The sequence below is a fragment of the Dyella sp. SG562 genome (genome assembly GCF_011759495.1).
Classification (GTDB): domain Bacteria; phylum Pseudomonadota; class Gammaproteobacteria; order Xanthomonadales; family Rhodanobacteraceae; genus Dyella_D; species Dyella_D marensis.
The window spans coordinates 364,934-387,066 of record NZ_JAAOYS010000002.1; the positions used below are offsets into that span (position 1 = coordinate 364,934).

The following is a 22,133-nucleotide window of genomic DNA, read 5'->3' on the forward strand; positions in this document are numbered from 1 at the left end:
TCCGGACGGCTGCCCGGATCGCGCGGCACGCTAGCACAGGGTTTCGTGAAGGCCCGTGCATGCGGCTCCCGCACTCGCACTGCGCCGCTTAGCGCTCCTTCGGCTTGCGGAACTTCAGCGCGAACTTGTCAGTGTGGCCTTTGATCTCCACGGCGAACACGGTCTGGTCGTGCGTGTCCTGCGGATTGGCCAGTACGTCGCTGCGGCTTTCGAGCACGAAGCCGGCCGCCTTGGCCTGCGCGATCACGGTTTCCGGGTCGATGCGGTGCAGGGCATGCGCGTCCGCTTCGCCGGCGCCGGGCTTGGCCACGTGGTCGACCACGACGAAGACGCCGCCCGGCTTCAAGGCCTTGAACACCGCCGCGTCGAGCTTGGCGGCAGCATCCGTGCCGGTGGTGCCGTCGACACTGAAGACGCTGACCGCGCCGTAGATGTCGTGGTAGTTCTGCGAGATCCACACCGCGTCCAGCGGCGCGCCGACATCGAGGCTGTCGTAGGGGCGGGTCTCCAGGCTGGTGTTGTCGCGGTAGGCCGGGTCGGCGACCAGCGCGCGTATCGGCTGCAGTTTCTCCGGCGGCGCCTTGGCGACGAGGGTCTCCGGCAACACCGCATAGACGTGGCCCTTCGGCCCCACCACCTTGCTGAACAGGCGGGTGAAATAGCCGCCGCCTGGCAGGATGTCGGCCACGCGGTCGCCCGGCTTGATGCCCGTAAAGGCGATCAGTTCGACCGGCTTGCGCGCGGCGTCGCTCGCCTTGTCAGCCGCCGGGCGTGCGCTGTCGCCGATGGCCGCGGCGATGTAGGAAGGTACCGCCGCGCTGGCGGCCGCGATGCCGAGCAGGCAGAGGGTGGCAAAACCCAGCAATGGCCTTTTCATGATTACCTCGTGGCGGATGCTCATCGGAGCGGAGTGGGGAGCGGGCATCGTAGAAAACCGCCCCTGCGGCCGACAGTCGCGAAAAGCGATTTCTATGATGGCGTTTTTAAATGGCCGGTGCGGACAGAAGACCCAGCGCCATGGCAGTGCGTGCCTGCCACCCGCCGGTCAGCAGGCGATAGCGGACGCCGCGGGCGGCGAGTTCGCGCAGGTACCACCGGTGTTGCCATGCGCGGAAGGCTTCGTCGCGCCGCGTGCCGTCCTGGATGAAGGGGACGTCGGGCGCGCACAGCAGCACCTCGTCGTAGGGGCGTTGCGCGAGCGCTTCCAGTTCGGGGCAGGCATGGCCGAACATGGCCTGCGCGTAGAGCAGGGTGGTCAATGGCGTGGTGTCGCAGAGCAGGAAGCGTTGCGCGGTGGGCGCCAGTTGTTCTTCGCGGGCCACCTGGGTCCGGGCGATAGGCAGCATGTCGTCCGCGACGAGTCGCCCCTGCTTGTGCTCCCACAGTTCGCGGCCGTATTCGGCGGCATGGATCGTGCCCAGCGCGTTGGCCAACTGCGCCGCGAGGGTGGACTTGCCGGTGGATTCGCCGCCGAGGATCGCCACGCGCCGCACGAAGTCGCCATACACCAGGGGATCGAGCGAAGCGCGCGCACGATGGACGTCCGCACGCACCGCCGTGCCCGATACGGGGATGGCGGTGCGCGCGGCATCCACGCAGACATGCATCACCGCCGGGCCACCGCGCTCGCCCTGCGCCCGCGACAGCGACGCGGCGAAGCCGTCGCCGTAGGCTTCGCTGGTAAAGACGGCCTCTACGTCCACGCGCAGCACTTCGCGCAGCAGCCAGGCCACGAAAGCGCGATGTTCCTCGTCCGATGCTTCGTTAGGCGGCAACGCGACGCCATAAGCCGCCAGCCGCGCATCGTCGACCACCAGTCGCGTCGCCCGTGGATACAGCGCCGCCAGCCAGCGCTCGCGCCGCTCCGGTTCGCAACCGGGAAACTCCGGCCTGGTATAGCTGACGATCACCAGCCGCTCGCATGCGGCTTGCGCGCGGTCGAGCAGATATTGATGTCCCCGATGCAGCGGACAGAACTTGCCCACCACCAGAGCGGTGCCGAAACGCTTCACGCCACCGCTTCCGCACGCCGGAACAGATTGTGCCAATGCCGCCACGCCACCCATGCATTGATCCAGTACGCCGAATAAAGCACGGCCGTCAGCATCAGCCCGCGCGAGGCATACAGCGGCACCGCCACGCTGTTGACCAGCAGCCAGATCGGCCAGGTCTCGATCCGCCGCCGCATCAGCAGCAGTTGCGCCAGCACCGACAAGGCCAGCACGGTCGAATCGGCAAACGGTGCGTAGGCGTCGGTAAAGCGATGCAGCAGCGAACCGTACACGAGGGTGGCCACCGCCGCGCCCGCCACGAACCAGGCCAGCGTGCGCGGCGCGGTGCGGGCGATCGGCAGTTCCGCGCGCTCGCCATGCCGGCTCCAGTACCACCAGCCGACCACGCTGGCGCCGACGAAGAACGCCTGCAGCAGCACGTCGGCGTACAGGCGCGTGTCCCAGAACAGCAGGGCGAACAGGGAGCAGCCGGCGATGCCGGTCCACCAGGTATGCACGCTGTTGCGGCCGGCCAGCAGGATCGATGCGGTAGCCAGAGCGTTGGCGACGCCTTCCAGCAAGGTCATGCGGCCATGCCTCCGGGCAGGTCGGTGGTGTATTGCAGCACTTTGTCCTCGCTGGTGAGTTCGATAATGCGGATGTCGCGTCCGCGCAGCGCGGCGGATACCCGGTTTGCCGCTTCGCTGGCGTAGTTCATTTCGGCCCGCGCCAGCGCTACCGCCACGTCGCCGTTCGCGGCCTGATGCACGGTGTAGCGCGACAGCGGCAACGGCAGCAGCGCATGGGTCAGGTCGATATTGTTGATCCAGTCGCCGTCCAGGGTGAGAAAACGCACCGGCTGGCGTCCATGCAGTTGTGCGATGGCGGGGCCTTCAGGGGTGTCGATCAGCACGCCGTGGTCACCGGTGCGGTAGCGCAGCAGCGGCAGGCAGAAGTTGAAGCCGCCGGTCAGCGCGATTTCGCCGGATTGTCCCTGCGGCACCGGGTGGCCGTACGCATCCAGGGTTTCCACGTACATGCGGGGCTGCAGCAGCACGAAAGCATCGAGTGTTTCGTCGTACACACCCAGCGGGCCCGCCTCGTTCATCGAGTACACGTCCAGCACCGGGCAGCCGAAGCGCTCGCTCAAGTGCGTGCGCAGCGAGGCGGACAAGGCCATCGATACCGAGAGCAGGGCGCGCGGCCGGTGGCGTACCGGCAGTTCCAGCAGCGCCGCGAAGGAAATCGGATCGCCGGCGATCACCTCCGGCTGCATCGCATCGAGATAGCGCGCGCGGTCGGCCGGATCGCGCCAGTCGTCCGGATGCAGGTTGATCTTGGCCAGGCCCGACTCGTTCATGGTTGGCGTGACCGAGATATAGGTGAAGCATTTGCGCTGCAGGCCCAGCAGCATCACGCCGACCTGGCCGCGGCCATGGCGCAGTTCGATGCCGGCGCGCCGTAGCGCGCGCTGGTGGAACGCCAGATAGCGGCCGGCCACCAGCGGGTGCGATGGCAGGATCAGCGGATGGCCGGTGGTGCCGGTGGTGCGGAAGTTGATGAGTCGATCCAGTGGCACGGCGTCGGGCACGAACTGTGCGATATCGGCGGCGAGATCGCCGCGGCCCACCGTGGCGATCTGCGCGAAGCCAGCCGGCCGGCCGAGCGAGCGATAGTGCGGGACCTGCGCGAACACCTCATCGACGAAAGCATCGAGCCATGGCGGTGCGTGGCGCGTGCTCCATGCGAAGCGCGCAGCGGCCACCTCGCGCTCGTAGGCGCGCAAGTCCTCGACCTCTTCGGCCAGCAGGCGATTGCCGCTGCGATTGCGCAGCATCGGCGCACTGGGGTGCTCGCTCATGAAGCGCAGCATCGCCCGGCCCGCCTCGCTCAGCGTCGGATAGCGCTCGGCGTCCGTCGGTTCGCGGCTCACTCGCGCGTCCACTTGTCTGCGGATTCCTCGGCCGCCTTGCGCGCCAGCGCTTCGCGGATGGCGCGCGCACGCGCCTCGGCTTCGCGGCTGGCCTCCAGCAGCCGGCGCCGCTCGACGCCGCTGACGCTGGCGAGCCGATCCGCCGCCTGGCTGGCGGTTTCGCCTTCGGGCGTCAGGCCCAGCCGTGCGATGGCGGTGCGCGCCAATTCCTCGCGGCGCTCGGGTTCGAACACGTAGCGCGAGGCATTCGCTTCGGCGGCAAGCGCAGGGACCGCCTCGGCGAACAACGCCGGCAGCGCGGGCGATGCCTTGGCGAAATGGTGCCAGGCATCGTCCGCCAGCAGCCAGGCCAGCACCGCCGACAAGCTCAGCTGCTCGGCGGACACGGCTTTCAGTTCGCCGGACAGCGTGGCGAGCAGGCTCATCGGCGCCTGCACATCCAGCGCGGCAAGCACGTCGTTGACCACGGCGGCCACGCGCACCTGGCCTTCGCCGCCGCGCCAGGGCGGGGCGAGGAAATCCGGCGGCGTCTCGATCAGGCGCCGCAGCAATCGTTCGAGCGAAGGTCCGGCCGGCATGCTCATGTCCCGAACTTGGCGAAAACCTGGGTGGAAGGGCAGTCCGCGCACACCGCCGCGGGCTGGCGGACGGCGAGCCGGGCGCGCAGGGCGGTTACGTCGTGCGCGGTGCGGATGTCGCGGGTGCTCATGGGGCTATGGTCGATGGTGAAGCTGCACGGCGCGATGCGGCCGTGCTCGTCGATAAAGATGGTGGGGCGGCGCGGTGCGCAATCGGCGACGGCAATGGCGCGGCCGGTGGCGCTGGCCTCGAAGCGGTCGAGGTAGGCGTCGTGCGCGCACAGGCGCACGCCGCGCCCGGCCATGCGCGCCGCCAACGGCGGCAGCCGGGTGCGCAGCCAGGCCACGTCGGCGGCGCGCAAGGCGTGGCCGGCATGGAACTGCGGACGGTCGCGGCCACCGAGCTGGTTGAAGGTGATCTCGTCCACGCCCCAGTCCGCGAGGCGGTCGCACAGCGCCGGGAAGCGTTCCAGAGTGTCGTGCATCAGCACCGTATTGACGCGCAGCTTCGGCGTGCCGCCCGCGGCGCCGCGCTGCGCAACCAGGCGCGCGATGCCCTGCTCCAGCCGCCGCCAGCCACCGGGCCAGCCGCGCAGGCGTTCGTGCGCCTCGCCGACGTCGTCGATGCTGAGCGTCACTTCGTCGAATGCCGTAGCCATGGCCTCCACCACGCCGGGCCGATGCAAGGTGCTGCCATTGGTGGTGACGCTGATGCGCAGGCCGTGGTTTTCGCGCAGGCGCCGCGAAAGCGCGAGCACGCCCGGCCACAGCAGCGGCTCGCCGCCCAGCCAGCTGATCAGCATGTCTTCGCCATGAGCGCGGCCGTACGCGCCGAGCAAGGCGGCGAAGCGTTCCACCTCGGCCGGATCGGATTCCTGCCGCACCAGCCGCAGCCGCCGGTCGTACGCGCAAAAACCGCAGGCCAGGTTGCATACCGCACTGATGCGCCACAGCACGATCATGCGCGTACTCCCGCTGCCGGCCGCTCGTAATGCCGCCGGCTGAACTCGCGCGCGAAGCTGAGCAGGTCGGCCATGTCGCGCACCGCGTGGATGGCCCAGCCGGCCTCTTGCGCACGCAGCAGGTCCGCTTCCCAGGGCCGGCTCGTCGGCGCCAGATGCGCCGGCAACGGGGTGTACAGGTTCAAGGCCATGGTGCCGCCCGCGCGGCCCGCGGCCAGCGCACGCGCCGCGACATCCCATCCGCTGTTGCCGCGCTCGTCGTTGGCGAACATGGTGGTGATGCCGTCGTCGGAGATATGCAGGATATGCACCGCGCGTTCGTGCGGCGCGCGCTGGGCGTAGGTATCGCGCAGGCGGTGGATGGGAAACGCCGTGCCGCCGCCGAAGAAGCCGGTGAGCACGCGCAGGATGTCGTCCTCCGAACGCACGAAGCCGCCGGTGTGCAGCACCTGCTGCTTGCCGCTCCACAAGGTGACCTGCACCCGCGCGCCGACGCGCAGCGCGGACAGCGCGATGATGGCGCCGGCGAGGGCCAGGTAAGAGGTGTGCGTCTGCGGATTGGGCATCGAGCCGGAGCTGTCGACGTACAGATCCAGGTCCACCGGCTCGCTGGCCGGATCCTGCCCCGGCGCATCGCCATACGCGCGCTGCACCGTGGTCAGCCCCGGAATCACGCGCGGCGACTGCAGCAGGCTCTGCATCCAGTCCAGCGCATCCAGCGGATCGCCCGCTTCCCACGGCTCCAGCCCTTCCAGCTGCGGCTCGAAGGCCTGCGGCTGCGGCCGCACCGGAAAGCAGATCAGATGCGGCAGCGCGCGCTCGCGGTAGTAGCGCACGGCGATATCGTGATCGCTCAGGTCCAGGCCGGCGGAACGCAGGATCTCCCCGTACTCGAACGGCTCGCGCGCCTGGCCGCCCTGGCGGTTGAGCGCGGCCGGCAGCTCCGGCGGTGTCGGTGGCAGCGTCTCCGCTTCGCCGGTGATGCGCGGATCCAGCGCGGGATGCACGGCCTGATCCAGCTCGCCGTCCTCGATGCGCTCCAGCCCCACCGGCTGGCTGCCCTGTCCGGCGTTGCGCGTATCCATCAGCACGTCCACCCGCCAATCCTTCACCGAGCGCAGCAGATGCGGCAGCAGCAGGGCGGCGAAGCGCGAGGCGCCATCCATCCATTCGCCGGCATAGACGCGCACCACGCGCGCGCCGAGCCAGGCGTCGCCGCGCAGCGCCGCGTCATCCACCGGGCCGCCCAGCGAGCCGGGCGCCAGCTGCCACAGCTGCTCGTAGATGCCCATGTAGAGCGTCCACACCGGCGTCGTCTCTGTCGACGTATCGCGTTCGGCCAGGCGGCGGTAGATATCGGCCATGCGCAGGCCGCACTGGCGCTGCAGGCGGTCGTTGATCAGCAGGTCGGTATAGAGGTTGGCCACCATCGGCGCCTGCGCTTCCAGCGTGGGCAGCGCATGGCGCAGGCGCGCGAGCAGGTGGGCGTGGTCGGTGGCGGTGGCCGGGGCCAGCACGTGGTGGCCGATCTCGTGCGCCAGGATTTCCACGGCGTGATCGGTCAGGCCCAGGCGCTCCACTTCGGGCAGGTCGATCACCACGCGCTGGTCGAACAGGCGGATCATCGCAAAACTGCCGAGCAAGCCTTCGGCGGCGGCATCCACGCGGCTCTCGCACAGGCGCGGATCGCGCAGGCGGGTGAAGCGGCTCCAGGCTTCCAGCGCGGCCGGCCATGCGGCCTGCCAGCGGGACAGCGTGTCGGTGGCAGGTCCCTCGCTCACGCGCGCGCCGGCACGATGCGCACGTGGTGCGACCACGGCGAGAAGAGCGCCACGCTGTCGGCGCGGCCCACCGCCTGCATGCGGTCGCCCGGCACAGCGAACGCGATCTCGCGTCCGCCCACGCTGCCGCCGCGCGGCGTGATCGCCACGCCGGGCGCCGCGGCTGCGTCGGCCTGCGCAAACTCGTTCGCCGCCGCCGGCAGCACCACCGCGCCGAAGGCATCGGCCATCAGCAGGAAGTGGCGCCCCGCGCTCTCGGCCACGAAATGCCCGGCGCCGGCGCGAATGGCCGGCGGCACCGCGAAGGGGCCATCCATGCCGCTGAAACCGCCGAGCGTCTGGCCCTGCGCATCGACCGCACCGATGGATGGGTTCCACCAGCGATCGGCCGACAGCCGTTCGCGCAAGCCCGCCCATGGCACGTCGGGCGCACCGAGCGCGGCCGAAGCCAGTGCCGGGTCCAGCCGATCGGCCTGCACCAGCGCCGGCTCGCGCAGGTGCGCCATGCCGGCGCGCCAGGCGCACAGCGCGCCGAGTGCGCGCAGCTCGTCAAGCGCGGCGCAGCGGCCGGCCAGCGCGCGCATGGTGTCGATCCACTCTTCCACCCGCACGCCGCGCACGCTGCTCAGGCGCACGACGGCATTGGTCACCGTACCCAGGGTTTCGGTGGGCGCCTGCGCGATCAGCCTGGCGATGGACGCAGCGAGCTGTTTCCACGCGCGGTCCACCCACGGCAGCCGCGCCTTCGGTTCGGCCAGCCCCTGGCCGACCAGGGTAAGGCCGATCTCGAACGCCGCCTCCACCGCCGCGCCGGTGGCCAGCGGATCCACGGCCTGCACCGCCCCGCACACTGCATCGAGCGTGTCGCCCGCGAACGCGCTGAAGGCCGCGGTATCGAACCCGGGCTGCTGATGCCGCGCTTCGGCCACGCGCTGGTTGAGCAGCGCGCGCCGCGAGGCCAGCACGCCGGCGAGCGTGTCGGAGACCATCAGCGCGCCTGCTGCCAGTGCAGGTAATTGGTGTAGCGCTGGTGCAGGTATTTGAGCTTCAGCAGATCGTCGTACAGATGCCCGTAGAGCTTGCGGCCCTTCACCCGCTCCTCGATCAGCCGCTCGATGCGCACCAGCCGCGCGCGTGTCTCGCGCTCGCTCAAGCCGTCCAGCCCGCGCGCGAATTCCGCCGACAGCTCGCCCACCGGGTCGTTGCGGTCCAGGTCCAGGCGGTCGTATTCCGCGTTGGAGGCGTCGAACAGCCAGCGCAGCCAGCTCAGCCGGTCGGTGCGGTAGGCGGCGTTCTCGGGCAGGCCGAAGAACGGCGCGTCCAGGTCGGGCTGCAGCTTGTCGTTGAGCACGAAGGGCAGCACGTGGCGCACGTCGTCCAGCGCCACCGCCGTATTGCCGCGGAAATAGGCCAGCGCCTTGGCGAAGACCAGCAAGGTGGTGAGGTTGCGCACCGACAGGCCGTTGCGGGTCTGGCAGCCCAGGTCCTTCATGCGGTCGCGGCCGGTGTCGGCGGCGGTGGCCTGCGCCCAGTCGGCGCCGGCCAGGCGCACGGTGTCCTTGGTGAGGTATTCGAACTGCGCGCCGGCGGTTTCCATCAGCTCGAACTGGCTGGCGAAGAATTCCACGCGCCGGCGCACGTCCTGCGGCACGTCCACCGCGCGGATTTCCTCGCCCAGGCGGTCGACTTCCGCCTCGGCGAAGATGATGTCGCGCGGTACCACTTCTTCCGGCCGGATGTTCTCCTCGACGCGCAGCAGCAGCTCGTCCAGGAAGCGCGGATTGAAGGCCAGCGCCTGCACCACCACGTCGATGCGGTCGCGCAAGGCCTCCACCACCTGGTAGGTGCCGCCGCCGCGGTCGTCGTTGGCGGTGAGGTACCAGGCCGACTCCGGGCATTCGTAGACGTGGTTGAGGATCTCGGCGTAGTTGTCGCCCATCACGGTGAGCAGGGCGCTCTGCGTGCGGGTGGGGATGCGGTTGTACTCGTCGATGATCTTCACCCGCATCGACAGCCACTTGCGCCAGGCGATGCGGATATCGCCCATGTCCTGCGCCGCCACCAGGTCGGCCGGCAGCGGATTGCCGAGCAGGTCGGCGATGGTCATCTGCGGATGCCCGTGCTGCATGGCGCGGCGCACCTCGCGCACCGGATAGCCGGCCAGCACGCCCATCAGGATGGCGCTGGCCGTCTTGCCGCGCCCGGGGCCGCCGATGAACAGGCATTTGCGCCGCGCCGCGAAGGCGAGCAGCGGCAGCAGCACGTAGCTGGAATAGCTCTGCGCCGAGGGCAGGGTGAGCGTGCGGCGGGTATCGCCCACCGCGAAGGTGGCGGCGGGGCCGTCGTGGTATTCGATGTCGTAGTGCGGGCTGATGATCGCGTTGTTGACGATCCAGAAATACGCCTGGCGCAGCTTCTCGTCGAGGCGGACCGGTTGCGCTTCGGCATCGGCCGCGGTGCGCACGGGCCCTTCGTACAGCTCCGCCACGTCGAAGTTGCGCGGCGCCGGCTCGGCCCGCGGATTGGTGGGCGCCTTGGACACGCGCTGAAACAGATTGAACGGCGACACTCGATCCCTCGCTGGGCAGCCATTCGCGGCATTCTAGAACGCGTGCCTGGCGGCCGTAAGTGCAGCCCGGGAGGCCGGGCGCGGCTTGCCATGTGACAAAGCCGCCAGTCCCGCCGCCGCGGGATAGCAACCTCGCCGTGGCTGGTCATAATGGCGCCCATGACGACGATTTACCGGTTCGGCGCATTCGAGCTCCATCCGCAGGCGCGCCAGCTGCTGCAGAACGGCGATCCCGTCGAACTCACCGCCAGCGCCTTCGACTGCCTGGCCTACCTGGTCGAGCATCGCGAACGGGCGGTGGGCAAGGACGAGCTGATCGCCGCGGTCTGGGGCAGCACCGAGATCAGCGACAACCTGCTCGCCCAGACCATCGTCCGCCTGCGCCGCGTGCTTGGCGACAACGCGGACGAGCAGCGCTGCATCAAGACCTTGCCGCGCATGGGCTACCGCTGGGTGATGGCCACGTCGATCATGTCGGACATACCCTGCCCGCCGGCCGCGGCGGGCGATGAGCCGGTGGTCATCGCGCGCCGCGCGCCATCGCCCCGGCGCCGCCGCCTGCGCTGGGGCGTGGCGCTGCTGTTGCTGGTGGCCGTGGCCGGCTTCGGCGCATGGCGCTTCCACGGGCGCGCCAGCAAGGCTTTCCAGCGAGGTACCGCGGTAGTCCTGCCCGCGCAGATTCATGCACCGGAAGAGTGGGCGTGGCTGCGCCTGGGCCTGATGGACCTGATCGTCGGCGACCTGCGCGGCGCCAGGGTGCCGGTGGAAAGCAGCCGGACCGTGGTCAACCTGCTCGATCGGCCGGAACAGGGCGGCGCGGCGCCGCTTGCATCGTATGCGCTGGTGATCCAGCCCCAGGTGACGCTGGACAACGGCCGCTGGCATGTCCAGCTCGAGGCGAGCATGCGCGACGGCGGCGCCCTGCAGGCCGAGGCCTCCGCCGTCAACATGCTGAAGGCCGCGCACGAGGCCAACGCTCTCCTGCTCGCCCAGCTGGGCGCGAGCGATTCCGACCGCGTCGCTTCGGAAGACGACAAGGAGCAATACCTGCTGCGCATGGAGGCCGCGTCCTATGCGGGTACGCTCGGCGTACTGCGCGAGTTGATCGACAACGCGCCGGCGGATCTGCGCACGACGCCGGCGTTTGCCTACGCCAAGGTCGCCTTCTACTGCGACCAGGGCGAGTACGAGGCATGCAAGACCGAATCCGCCAACCTGCTGGACCGCCTGCCGGCCAGGACCCAGCCGGTGCTGCGCGGAAGGACGCTGGCGAAGCGGTGGTACGTCTACTTCCGCGAACACAAGCACGCGCAAGGCGCGCAGGCGCTGCTCGAAGCGATCAGCCTGCTGAAGCAGCAGAACAACACGGGCTATCTGGCCTATGCCTATGCGCAGCGCGCCGAGCTGCTGAGCATGGCGGGCCGCTTCGACGAGGCCCAGGCGGATTTCGGCGATGCGCGCGTCAACTATGCTCTGGCGGGCGACACCGCCGGCGTGGTGGGCATTGACGAATCGCTGGCGGAACTGAACATGCAGCACGGGCACTTCGCCCAGGCCGTTCCGGTGATCCAGCGTGCGGTCGGGCAATACGAACGCCTGGGCATGCGTCAGTATGTGCCGCCGCTGATGACGGACCTGGTGATCTCGCAGAAGATGCTGCTGCAGCATGCCGATGCCTTCGCCAGCACGGAGCGGTACTGGCCGCTCGATAAGCAATTTCCGGAATACACCGAGAACATCGGCCGCCATATCCTGATGTTCCATCGCGCCGATGCCCTGGGCGGCATGGGCCGCGCCGCCGAAGCCGGCGCGTTGCTGGAGCAGGTGCTCGCGCAGATCGATGCCGACCCCCATGGCGAGCCCGGCCTCAAAGCCACGGTATACATGTTGCTGGCCAAGCTCGCGCTGCAGCGTGGCGATATCGGCGGCGCGCAGGCGTGGATAGCCAAAGCCCTGTCGGGGCATCTGCTGGCATGGGACGGCGACCAGCGCGACACCGCCGATGCGTGGCTGCTGGACGCGCTGATCGCGCAGCAGGCCGGCGACGTGAAGGAAATCCAGCGGGCGCTGTCCGCCATGCAGGCCTGGGCCGACAAGCTTTCCTCCACCGACCGCGACGACTGGATCGCCATCCGGCTGCTGCGTGCGCAGGCCATACAGGCCCAGGCCGAGGGCCGCCGCGAGACGGCGCTGGATCTGCTGAAGCAGGCCATGAACCGGGCCAGCCGCTACGGCGTGCCGGAACTGATCGCCGACACGGGTCTGGCCTACACCCTGGCCCTGCTGGAAAGCGGCCAGGTGAGCGAAGCTTTCGTGATCAGCGGCCAGCTCTCCGCCTGGGGCCAGCTGGACTGGCGCGTGGCCTGGGCGCAGGCCTGCGTGTACCGCGCGATGGGACAGACCGAGTCGTGGAACCGCTACCAGCGCAAGGCGCGCGAGTTGGCGGGCGACCGCGTTTTGCCCACCCCGCGCCCGAAGGCTTGAGGCGGGGGCGCCCGCGGCTATGATGCGGGTGACGGGCAGGGGAGACAGTGATCCGGCATGATTTGCAGCGCAGGCGACAGGGTTTTCAAGCACCATGGATGAGCGAGGATCGGAAACCGGCCGGATGGCCGCCGTCTTCATCGCCTTGATCGCCCTGCTCACCCTGGGTGCGCTCTACGTTCCGCGCTTCGAAGGCGCCCCCGTCAAATCCAGGATCGTCACGTCCGCGCGGCCAGTGATGCCTTCGGTCGAGCTGTGGCTGAGCACCGAAGACCGCCGCCTGCAGCTGAAACCGCAGCCCGATATCGAGATGAGCATCCGCGGCGAGCAGGACGCCGACGTCATCATCGACCGCAAGACCACCTACCAGAGCATGACCGGCTTCGGCGCGGCCATGACCGATGCCTCGGCCTGGCTGCTGCAGAACAAGCTCAGCGTGCTGCAGCGCGCGACGCTGATGCACGAGCTGTTCGGGCCGCCGCCGAACCTCAACTTCAACATGCTGCGCCTGACCATCGGCGCCTCCGATTTCTCCCTGCAGCCCTACACGCTGGACGACGTGCCGTTCGGCCAGACGGACCCGGGCCTGGCGCATTTCAATATCACGCCGAATCTGCAGCAGGAGGTGATCCCGGCGGTGCGCGAGGCGCTGGCGGTGAATCCCGCGCTGCTGATCGTCGCCTCGCCGTGGAGCGCGCCGGCGTGGATGAAGACCAGCGAGAATTTGATCGGCGGCGAGCTGCTGGAGCAGTACGAGAGCACGTACGCGGATTATCTCGTCAAATATCTAGACGCCTTCCGCGGCTTCGGCATTCCCATTTTCGCGCTGACCCTGCAGAACGAGCCCAGCTTTACGCCGGTGACGTATCCCGGCATGGAGATGGGACCGGAGACGCGGACGCGGATCGTCGCGCAATACCTGGGCCCGAAGCTGGCCAACCGCCGGCCGAAAACGCGCATCCTGGAATGGGATCACAACTGGAGCCACCCCGAGCAGCCGACCAGCGTGCTGAACAACGCCGAGGCCGCGCGCTATATCGACGGCGTGGCCTGGCATTGCTACGAGGGCAGCCAGTACGCGCAGGGCGAAGTGCATCGCGCGTTCCCGCAGAAGGATGCCTACCTCACCGAGTGCTCCGGCGGCGACTGGGCCTCGAGCGTCAATGGCGAGCTGATCTGGTTCACGCGCAATCTGCTGGTGCTGGGCACCAAGCAGTGGGCGCGCGGCGTGATCTATTGGAACCTGGCACTGGACGAGAACCACGGCCCGCACTTCGGCGGCTGCGATCTGTGCAAGGGCGTGGTGACGATCGATTCCAGGACCGGCGCGGTGAGCCGCAACGACGAGTACTACGCCCTGGCCCACTTCAGCCGCTTCGTGCTGCCGGGCGCCGTGCGCGTGAAGTCCACCGACACCGATGCCGACAAGGGCATTGCCAATGTCGCCTTCCAGAACGAGGCGGACGGTTCGATCGTGCTGGTGATGGTGAACACGCATGCGGCGCCACGCACCGTGGCGGTGGCCGAGGGACCGACCCGCTTCGAATACACCATGCCGGGGCGCAGTGTCGGGACCTTCGTGTGGAATTCGGATCGGGCGGGGTCGTTGATACGGCAGGCGTTCCGGTGGTTGAAGGGGGAGCGGCGGCCGTAAGCGCCGCCGGAGCGAGTGAATGCGCTCGGATATCCGTACTACCTGGACACCGACCGCGACTCCCGTGCGCCGCCCCGAAGCGCATGAAGGCTGCTCACCGGCTCATGCCGTGAATAGACCGGTGCGGGCGGCCGCGTCACCGTGCGGAACACCGACTCCGGCATCACGTAGTAATAGCCCAGCTGGATCGCCTTCTCGATCAGGTCCTGCTTGGTCAGTACGTTGAACTTCTCCTTGAGGAAGGTCACGTACTGCTCCACCGTGCGCGAGGAGATCGACAGGAAATCGCCGATGCGCTTCGCCGTGGCGCCGCGCAGCATATAGAACAGCACTTCGTACTCGCGGCGGGTGATGTCCAGGTCCGTATCGCCGCCGGCGATCACGTAGCTGACGCCGCCCGGCTGGTCCAGGTCGTTGAACACGCGCGGCGCATTGCTGCGGTAAGGGCCGAGCAGGCCGGTGTTGAGCGCGGACATGTCGGTGAGGTGGAACAGCACGCCGCAGGTCTGGGTTTCCAGGTCCACGAACGGCTTCTTGGTCACCAGGAAGGCGTTGATGCGGGCGCATTTCATCCGATAGACGTTGAAGGTGGTCATCGGCGTCTTGCGTTCCAGCACGTACTGGTCCTGCTCGCGGAAGGTCTGCGCATGCACCGCCATGTCGCCCGGCAGGTCGAAGTCGGTGAGGCCCGCGATCGGCTCGTCCGGGCGCAGGCCGGCGATGGCTTTGAACTCCTGATTCGCGTAAAGGAAAATCGAGTGTTCGTCCTTGCAGCCGCAGGCGCCAGGTATCTGGTCGATAATGGAAGCTAATTGTCTGCTAATGGCTTGCGGCATGGCTTTGGCTCCTTGCGTATCGATATCAATGGCGTAATTACTTAATCGCCCGCGGCCTGTGCTTTATCCGAAATAAAGTGCGGCCGGTCGTGATCGTCCTTTTTCATCGGCGCAGGCGTTATACGCGGCAAAAACATCTGCGCCTATCTGTCATTTGTATTACGGCCAAATGCACAAACACCTTGTATCAAGCTGTTTCGCGCAGCATCGAGCGCCCGCGGCCTGCGCGGTGCAGTCGCGAGTGCCGGGCTCCGTCGAAGCCTCTCGTGTCAACCCTTCGGCAGGGGATGAAAGTAAACACGAAACCAGTTTCGGTTTCGTGACGTGATTAACCGTTGCTTTGTTTCCGCATTTCGCCGAGGCGCATTAATAAGATTAATTCCGAGCGCCTCGACAGATGCTTCACAAACGTATGTTGACTAATGAACATGCGGCCATTCGCCTTAATGAATTTGGCGACTATGACTAATGTCGGTGTGAATGCGGCGTGTAACGGTGGGAGCTCCAAGGGTGGAGGTATTGAACCCGTCACTCCGGCCTACTCCCCGGAGGGGAGAGGGGGATGTCGATTAACGCGAAAACCGAGCAAAGAGCTCGCGGCGCAGCCGCGGCGTTCCGCTTGTGCGCTTTTGACGTTGCTCTTGATCTTCGGGTCCCTTGGCGCCGGCGGTGAGGGCTGGACGATCAGGCCCCGCAGGGGGCGAGGACAGGACGTCCTCGCCTTTTTGACTCGGGCAGGATGCCCGATCAAAAAGCCCGGCCAGCCCTCACGGACCCTCAGCAGCGCAGCTGCTGAGGGCGCCAAGCAGGGTGCCCTTTCTTCTTGGTTACTTCTTCTTTGGGCACGCAAAGAAGAAGTAACTCGGGCCGCGGCAGCGGCACGAAACACTCGCCGCAGGCGAGACAACCAACCGTCAAAAAATGAGACGGCGAGGCAAGACCGTTGCTCTCCAGCTAGGAGAGGGGTGAGGGTGCGGCCGGAGCGCAACGGTGATGTGCGCAAAAAAAAACAGCTACCGCGATGGCCGATCGCGATAGCCGTCCTACTCGCAGCCCCGAACTGGACTGCCATGAAACCGCCACGCCCTCAGGCAATCGGCGTCGCCACACTATCGCTCGAAGGCACCCGCAACGGCGTATGAAAAGCCGCCGGCGCAAAGCTGTATCCCGCGTAGCCGCTCGACACGATCTCGGCCAGCTTTTCACGATAAGCCGCCAGCCCGCCGAAGAAGAACAGCACCCGGTTCGGCCGGCCCTCGATATTCGCGCCGAAGATCCACGACTTCACTTGCGGGAACAGCGTGTACGCGGCCATGTGTTCGCACTGCACCGTCCACTCGTCCTCGGCCGTCGCATCGGTGTCGACCGTGAGCTGGCCCAGCTGCTCGGCGCGGCCCACCAGATGGGCGATCCAGTCCACCTGGGTCTCGATCGCCGGCGCCAGGTTGCTGAATACGCTGTTCGGCCCCAGCACCATGAAGAGGTTGGGAAAGCCGTGCACGCTGATGCCGAGATAGCTGCAGGGCCGGTCGCCCCAGTGGTCGACCAGCAGCTTGCCGTCGCGGCCGGCGATGCGCATTTCGCGATAGCTGCCTTCCACGCATTCGAAGCCCGTGGCATAGACCAGCACGTCGAGGTCGTGCTGCTTGCCGTCCGCGGTGCGGACGCCGCGCTTGTTGACCTCGGCGATCGGGTTCGCCTTCAGATCGACCAGCTCGACGTTCGGCCGGTTGTAGGTCTCGTAGTAGCCGTCGGCGCAGACGGGGCGCTTGGCGTAGGGTTCCCGCGGCGAGAGCTTCGCGGCCGTGGCCGGATCGGTGACGATGGTGGCGATCTTCTCGCGGATGAAATCGCAGGCCGCCTCGTTGGCCGCCGGATCGATCGCGATATCGCAGAACGTGCCGAACATGAAGCGGAAGCCGTTGCCGGCATCCCAGTGCTCCTGGAATACGCGGGTGCGCTCCTCGGCGGAGACCGACATGGCCGCCACGCCGGCTTCGGCAAAGCCGCAGGCGATGCGGGTCTGGCGCAGCTGGTCCCAGTAGCCGCCGAAGTTGGCGCGGTACTCGCGGATGAAGTCGGGCGACAGCTGGTCGTTGCCGGCCGGCACGCAGTACTGCGCCGAGCGCTGGAACACCGTCAGGTGCCCGGCCACTGCGGCCGCCGCGGGAATGAACTGCACACCGGTCGAGCCGGTGCCGATCACGCCCACCTTCCTGCCTTCCAGCGACAGGTCGTCCGGCCAGGCACCCGTATGCACCTGGCGTCCCTCGAAACGATCGAGGCCGGGGAGATCCGGCTTGTTGAGCTTCGACAACACGCCGACCGAGGTGACCAGGTAGCGCGCTTCCACCACCTCGCCATCGCTGGTCTCCACGGCCCAGACGCCGCGTGCCTCGTCGAAGGTCGCCGCTACCACGCGGGTGTTGAAGCGGATCAGCGGGCGCAGGCCATGCCGATCCACCACGGCATTCAAATAGGCCAGCATCTGCCCCTGCGACGCGTACTTCTGCGTCCAGTTCCAGCCGTCATAGGTTTCCTGGTCGAAGGAATACCGGTAGACGAAGCTCTCGGTATCCGAGCGCGCGCCCGGGTACCGGTTCCAGAACCAGGTACCTCCCACGCCGGCGCCCTTCTCGAAGCCGCGCACCTTGAGCTTCAGCTCGTTGCCCAGCTTGTGCAGCGCATAGATGCCGGCAATGCCGGTGCCGATCACGATGGCGTCAATTGCGGGTTTCCGATCGATGTCCACGACATAACCTCCTTGAGAATGGCTTGGGTCCTGCGTATGGCACGGAAAAAGCTTGGCCTAGCCGCTGCGCGGGGAGCGCTCGGCAACGGCGTTGTAAGTGCGGGTGATGCGGTCGATCTCGGCGGCCTTGTCGGCGCCCGCCGCCGCGGCCAGCGAGCGCTCCGCCGCATCGCGGTCGCGGTTGGCCTGGGCGATGCTGCTGGTCGGTGCCTGCCGGCGGATCTCGTAGTCGCGCAGGCCTTGCACCAGGTCGGTGCTGGCGGCCAGCGTGTCGGCCAGTTCGAAGCCATCGACGATGGCCTGCGAACCGCCATGCGCGCCGACCGGATACATCAGATGCGCCGAGTCGCCCAGCAAGGTCACGCGGCCCTTGCCCCACCACGGCAGCGGCGGGCGGTCGACCATGGCCTGCCGCAGCACGGAGTCGCTGCCGGCCAGCATCGCCTGCAGGTCGAACGTCTCCATGGTCCAGCCGGCGTAATGGGGAAGCACGTCCTGCGCCGACACGCGTTCGCGCGACCACACATCCGAGCTCGACGGCAGCAGTTCGTCGGGAATCATGCAGACCCAGTTGACCTGCGCCCGGCCCTGCTGCGCATGCCGCGCGGAAATGGGGTAGGCGATCAGGCGCCGCTTGCTGCTGTCGTTGGCGACGATCATGGTCTCGCCATCGAAGAACGATGGCAGCTCGGTCACGCCGCGGAACATCTGCAGCCCGCCGGAACGCACGGCCATCGCCTCCGGATGCAGCTGGCGCCGCACATTGGAATGAATGCCGTCCGCGCCGATCAGCAGGTCGCCGGAAATCTCGTCGACGCCCAGCGCCGCACCGGACGCCAGCCGCACGGTGACCGTGTTGTCCGATTCGTAGAAGGCGACCACCCGGGCGCCGCCGATCACGCTTTCCGGCCCGAGCCGGTCGCGCACCGCATACAGCAGCATGGCTTGAAGATCGCCGCGATGCAGCGAGTACTGCGGAAAGCGATGCCCCGCCGCCGTGCCGCGCGGCTCGCTGCGATGCTGCCGGCCGAATTCGTCGAGGTAGGCGATGGCGCGCGTGCGGATGCCGCTGCGCTCGAACTCGTCGCCCAGTCCCACCAGGCTCAGCTCCGCCACCGCCGCGGGTTGCACATTGATGCCCACCCCGACGCGCTCGATGGTCGGTGCCGATTCCAGCAGGATCACGTCGCGGAAGCCCGCCGCATGCAGGGCGAGGGCGCAGGCAAGGCCGCCGATCCCTGCTCCGGCGATAAGAATGCGCGGCTGTTGCGCGGACGACTTCATGCAATCCCCTCCCAGGGCAGGCAGCGGTTGGAACCGGGCGCCGCGCGGCGCCCGGTTCCGGCGCGATCAGGCCGTATGCACCGACGACACGGTGAACACGTTCGGCGTGGCCTTGGCCAGTTCCGCCATGCGCTTGGCGAACGGCGCGGCGTTGGGGTCTTCGCGGGTGGCCTTGACGTCGTCCAGCGACTTCCACTGCGCGTAGTTGACGACGCGGGTGCCGTCCTTGCTGGCCAGCACGCTGGCGGAGATAAAGCCCGGGCGCTTGCTGATCACCTTCTCGGCGCCTTCGTTGAGCACGTCGATCAGCTGCTGCTGCTTCTCCGGCTCCACGTCGAAGACGCTGATGAAGGTGACGGTCTCGTCGGCACGGATAACGGCTTGCTTCTTGGTCATGATGAATTCCTTGACGTACGGGGGTATGGCCAGTCGATGGCTCGGTAGACACCCGGCACGCTGCTCGGTGCCGGGGCGTATTCGACGGTAGCGAGCGGAACGGCGCAGCACATCGGTAATTTCTACGGACTCGTCTGGCTGCGTTCGCCGAGTGCGATCGGCACCGGCGAAGTTCACGGCATGTCCACATCGCTGCGTGTCTTCAGACCGGCACCGCTTCGACGATGCTCATGCCGGTGGACGTGGGGATGATCCGCTGCAGCTTGAAACCCGACGCCGCGAACAGATCGCGGAACTCGTTGGCCGTACGCTCGCGCGCGCCGAGCAGCACCGCCATATGCAGGTCCAGCCACTTGCCGAAGAACGGCGTCTGCCCTTCCGGCAGCACCAGCTCCACCACCAGCAGGCGGCCGTTCGGCGCGATGGCGCGGCGGATGTTCTTGAGGATGGCGATGCTGCGCTCCTCGTCCCAGTCGTGCAGCAGCAGCGACAGGATGTAGGCATCGCCGCCCGGCGGCACCGCGGCGAAGAAATCGCCGCCTTCGGCCAGACATCGGCCGGTGAGTCCCGCGGCCTGGATGCGCGCCAGCGCGGCGTCGGCGACGTGCGGCTGATCGAACAGAATGCCGCGCAGATACGGATAGCGGCCGAGCAGCTTCAGCAGCATGGGGCCGTAGCCGGCGCCGACGTCGACCACCGTGGCGAACGGCGTGAAGTCGTAGGCATCCACCACCGCGCCCGCCACTTCCTTGGTGTAGCCGGCCTGAGCTTCGTTGAATACGCGGTCGGCTTCCGGATGCTCGGCGAGATAGCCGAAGTAGGTCTTGTCGTATTCCTTTTCGAACGCAATCTCGCCGGTCTTGACGTTCTGCAGCACGTGCGACCAGGCGCGGTACTGCTCCTCGCCATGCATGATGGCCTGCGGCCGCATGGTGTTGGGCAGGTCCGAACGCAGCAGGTTGGCCAGCGGCGTCAGGCCGTAGCTGTCCTTGCCGTGCGCGGTGAAGATGCCGACGCTGCTGAGCGCGCGCAGCACGCGGTTGAGCAGGTCCGCCTGGGCGCCGCAGGCGCGCGCAAGATCGTCCACCTGGCGCGGGCCGTCGGCGACGAGATCCGCGATGCCGAGCTTGGCGGCGACATAGATCGACTGCGTCATCCAGTAACCGGTGATCATCTGCAGCAGCTGGTAATGCGGCGGTACGTCGGCGGCGGCGTGCGTCTCGCGCACGGCTTCGGCTTGCGTTGACATGTGGCGCTCCTCGGGTTGGTTGGGCGATGGCATAGGCCAGTCGCGTAGCTGGCGTGCGCAACGTAATGCACATGCACCGGCGACGCTTACCGGGTTTTCTACGGTTCTTTGCCCCGATGCGTTTTGTTAGCTTGCCGATCCGCCGATGCAAATCGGCGCTGCATCGCGTACCGCCGGTCAGGGCCGGCGTATCCATGTCGTCGCACACGGAGGTCGGTGAGATGAGCAGTCAACACAGCCACACGCGGGAGAACGGCGGCTGGCATCCGTCGTCCTGGCGCGCACGCCCGGCGCTGCACCAGCCTACGTACGAGGACGGCGCCAGGCTCGATACGGTCGTGCGGCGCATCGGCAAGCTGCCGCCGCTGGTGACGTCGGGCGAGATCCAGGAACTGAAGCGCGCGCTGGCCGACGCGCAGGAAGGCCGCCGCTTTCTGCTGCACGGCGGCGATTGCGCGGAGAGCTTCGGCGATTGCGATGCCGACACCATCGTCAATCGCCTGAAAGTGCTGTTCCAGATGAGCCTGATCCTGGGGCATGGACTCAAGCAGCCGGTGATCCGCGTCGGCCGTTTCGCGGGGCAGTACGCCAAGCCGCGTTCGAGCGACCAGGAAACCATCGGCGGCGAAACCTTGCCGGTGTTCCGCGGCGATATCGTCAATGCGCCGGAATTCGATGCGCTCGCCAGGCAGCCGGATCCGGAGCGCATGTTCCAGGCCTATGCCTTCTCCGCGCTGACGCTGAACTTCACGCGTGCGCTGTTCGAAGGCGGCTTCGGCGACCTGCGCCATCCGGAGTACTGGCAGCTGGACTGGATCGACCAGTCGCCGCGTGCGCTGGAATACCGCACGGCCGTCGAGGAAATCGCCAATTCCTGGCGCTTCCTGCATGCGCTGGGCGGGCAGATGGGCACCGAGCGCGTCAGCGCAGGTTTCTACACCTCGCACGAAGCGCTGCTGCTTCCGTTCGAGGAAGCGGTGACGCGCCGCGTGCCGCATCGCCGCGGCTGGTTCAATCTGTCCACGCACCTGCCGTGGATCGGCATGCGCACCAGCGCTATCGACGGCGCGCACGTCGAGTACTTCCGCGGCCTGCAGAATCCGGTGGCGTTGAAGGTCGGCCCTGCGACCAAGCCCAACGATCTGCTGCAGCTGATCGAAGTGCTCAACCCGCACGAAGAGCCGGGCCGCCTGACGCTGATCACCCGCATGGGGCGCAAGCACATCGCCGAGGCCCTGCCGCCGCTGCTCGCGGCGGTGCGCCGCGCGGGGCGCCACGTGCTGTGGGTCGCCGACCCCATGCACGGCAATACCGAAACCACGCCCACCGGCATCAAGACCCGGCATTTCGACAATATCCGCTACGAACTGGAAACCGCTTTCCAGATCCACGCGGCCGAAGGCACCCGCCTGGGCGGCGTGCATCTGGAAATGACCGGCGAGGACGTGACCGAATGCCTGGGCGGCGCCCGCAGCCTGACCGAGCAGGATCTGCAGCGCGCTTATAAATCGGCGGTGGATCCGCGCCTCAACTACGAGCAGGCGATGGAGCTGGCCATGCTGATCACCAAGGCGGAGCGCTCCGGTCCCAAGGCCGTCGAACGCACCGCTACCGGACCCAGGCCTGTCGCCGTTATCTGACCCGCGCTTCTTTCGACTCGCGCC

General features: G+C 67.7%; 17 protein-coding genes. 3 read left to right on the plus strand and 14 right to left on the minus strand.

Going from position 1 to position 22,133, the window contains the following annotated elements; genetic code table 11:
• Positions 1-88: 88 nt before the first annotated feature.
• From FHW84_RS04995 to FHW84_RS05035, 9 genes are all read right to left on the minus strand, one after another.
• The gene (locus FHW84_RS04995; protein ID WP_167253037.1) at positions 89-877 is read right to left on the minus strand and encodes a class I SAM-dependent methyltransferase; all 789 of its coding nucleotides are present in this window, start codon (positions 875-877) and stop codon (positions 89-91) included.
• A gap of 106 nt (positions 878-983) precedes the next feature.
• Positions 984-2,012 (minus strand): AAA family ATPase, encoded by a 1,029-nt coding sequence (locus FHW84_RS05000; protein WP_208399629.1) that lies wholly within the window; start codon positions 2,010-2,012, stop codon positions 984-986.
• Positions 2,009-2,578: a nicotinamide riboside transporter PnuC gene (pnuC, locus tag FHW84_RS05005; protein ID WP_167253039.1), complete on the minus strand. Its 570-nt coding sequence runs from the start codon at positions 2,576-2,578 to the stop codon at positions 2,009-2,011. Before pnuC ends, FHW84_RS05000 begins: the two co-directional genes overlap by 4 nt.
• A complete protein-coding gene (locus FHW84_RS05010; RefSeq protein WP_208399630.1) occupies positions 2,575-3,924 on the minus strand; it encodes an AMP-binding protein in 1,350 nt (449 codons plus the stop codon). The genes pnuC and FHW84_RS05010 overlap by 4 nt, the downstream gene beginning before the upstream one ends.
• Positions 3,921-4,502: a hypothetical protein gene (locus tag FHW84_RS05015; protein ID WP_208399631.1), complete on the minus strand. Its 582-nt coding sequence runs from the start codon at positions 4,500-4,502 to the stop codon at positions 3,921-3,923. The genes FHW84_RS05010 and FHW84_RS05015 overlap by 4 nt, the downstream gene beginning before the upstream one ends.
• A 2-nt stretch (positions 4,503-4,504) precedes the next feature.
• Positions 4,505-5,464 (minus strand): radical SAM protein, encoded by a 960-nt coding sequence (locus FHW84_RS05020; protein ID WP_167253042.1) that lies wholly within the window; start codon positions 5,462-5,464, stop codon positions 4,505-4,507.
• A complete protein-coding gene (locus FHW84_RS05025) occupies positions 5,461-7,245 on the minus strand; it encodes a VWA domain-containing protein (RefSeq protein WP_167253043.1) in 1,785 nt (594 codons plus the stop codon). The genes FHW84_RS05020 and FHW84_RS05025 overlap by 4 nt, the downstream gene beginning before the upstream one ends.
• Entirely contained in the window at positions 7,242-8,234 is a 993-nt protein-coding gene (locus FHW84_RS05030) for a hypothetical protein (protein ID WP_167253044.1), read from the minus strand. Before FHW84_RS05030 ends, FHW84_RS05025 begins: the two co-directional genes overlap by 4 nt.
• Positions 8,234-9,814, minus strand: coding sequence for a MoxR family ATPase (locus FHW84_RS05035; RefSeq protein WP_167253045.1), 1,581 nt, complete (start codon positions 9,812-9,814; stop codon positions 8,234-8,236). Before FHW84_RS05035 ends, FHW84_RS05030 begins: the two co-directional genes overlap by 1 nt.
• Before the next feature lie 159 nt (positions 9,815-9,973).
• Here FHW84_RS05035 and FHW84_RS05040 point away from each other — a divergent pair, with 159 nt between their 5' ends.
• Together FHW84_RS05040 and FHW84_RS05045 are read left to right on the plus strand one after the other, a co-directional pair.
• A complete protein-coding gene (locus tag FHW84_RS05040) occupies positions 9,974-12,298 on the plus strand; it encodes a winged helix-turn-helix domain-containing protein (RefSeq protein WP_167253046.1) in 2,325 nt (774 codons plus the stop codon).
• Between the two features lie 124 nt (positions 12,299-12,422).
• Complete coding sequence (locus FHW84_RS05045) at positions 12,423-13,952, plus strand: glycoside hydrolase family 30 beta sandwich domain-containing protein (protein WP_243867890.1); 1,530 nt, start codon at positions 12,423-12,425, stop codon at positions 13,950-13,952.
• Positions 13,953-13,990: 38 nt separating this feature from the next.
• Here FHW84_RS05045 and FHW84_RS05050 read toward each other — a convergent pair whose 3' ends face one another.
• The 5 genes from FHW84_RS05050 to FHW84_RS05070 all read right to left on the minus strand — a co-directional run bounded on the left by FHW84_RS05050 (position 13,991) and on the right by FHW84_RS05070 (position 20,469).
• Entirely contained in the window at positions 13,991-14,788 is a 798-nt protein-coding gene (locus FHW84_RS05050) for a LuxR C-terminal-related transcriptional regulator (protein WP_167253049.1), read from the minus strand.
• A gap of 1,087 nt (positions 14,789-15,875) precedes the next feature.
• Positions 15,876-17,540, minus strand: a complete 1,665-nt coding sequence (locus FHW84_RS05055; protein ID WP_208399632.1) for an NAD(P)/FAD-dependent oxidoreductase — start codon at positions 17,538-17,540, stop codon at positions 15,876-15,878.
• 57 nt (positions 17,541-17,597) lie between these two features.
• Positions 17,598-18,824 (minus strand): FAD-dependent monooxygenase, encoded by a 1,227-nt coding sequence (locus tag FHW84_RS05060; RefSeq protein WP_167253051.1) that lies wholly within the window; start codon positions 18,822-18,824, stop codon positions 17,598-17,600.
• A 66-nt stretch (positions 18,825-18,890) separates the two neighbouring features.
• Positions 18,891-19,220, minus strand: a complete 330-nt coding sequence (locus FHW84_RS05065) for an antibiotic biosynthesis monooxygenase (RefSeq protein WP_167253053.1) — start codon at positions 19,218-19,220, stop codon at positions 18,891-18,893.
• Positions 19,221-19,422: 202 nt separating this feature from the next.
• Entirely contained in the window at positions 19,423-20,469 is a 1,047-nt protein-coding gene (locus tag FHW84_RS05070; RefSeq protein WP_167253055.1) for a methyltransferase, read from the minus strand.
• A gap of 221 nt (positions 20,470-20,690) precedes the next feature.
• Between FHW84_RS05070 and FHW84_RS05075 the strand changes: the two genes are divergently transcribed.
• A complete protein-coding gene (locus FHW84_RS05075) occupies positions 20,691-22,109 on the plus strand; it encodes a 3-deoxy-7-phosphoheptulonate synthase class II (RefSeq protein ID WP_167253057.1) in 1,419 nt (472 codons plus the stop codon).
• Positions 22,110-22,133: the final 24 nt, after the last annotated feature.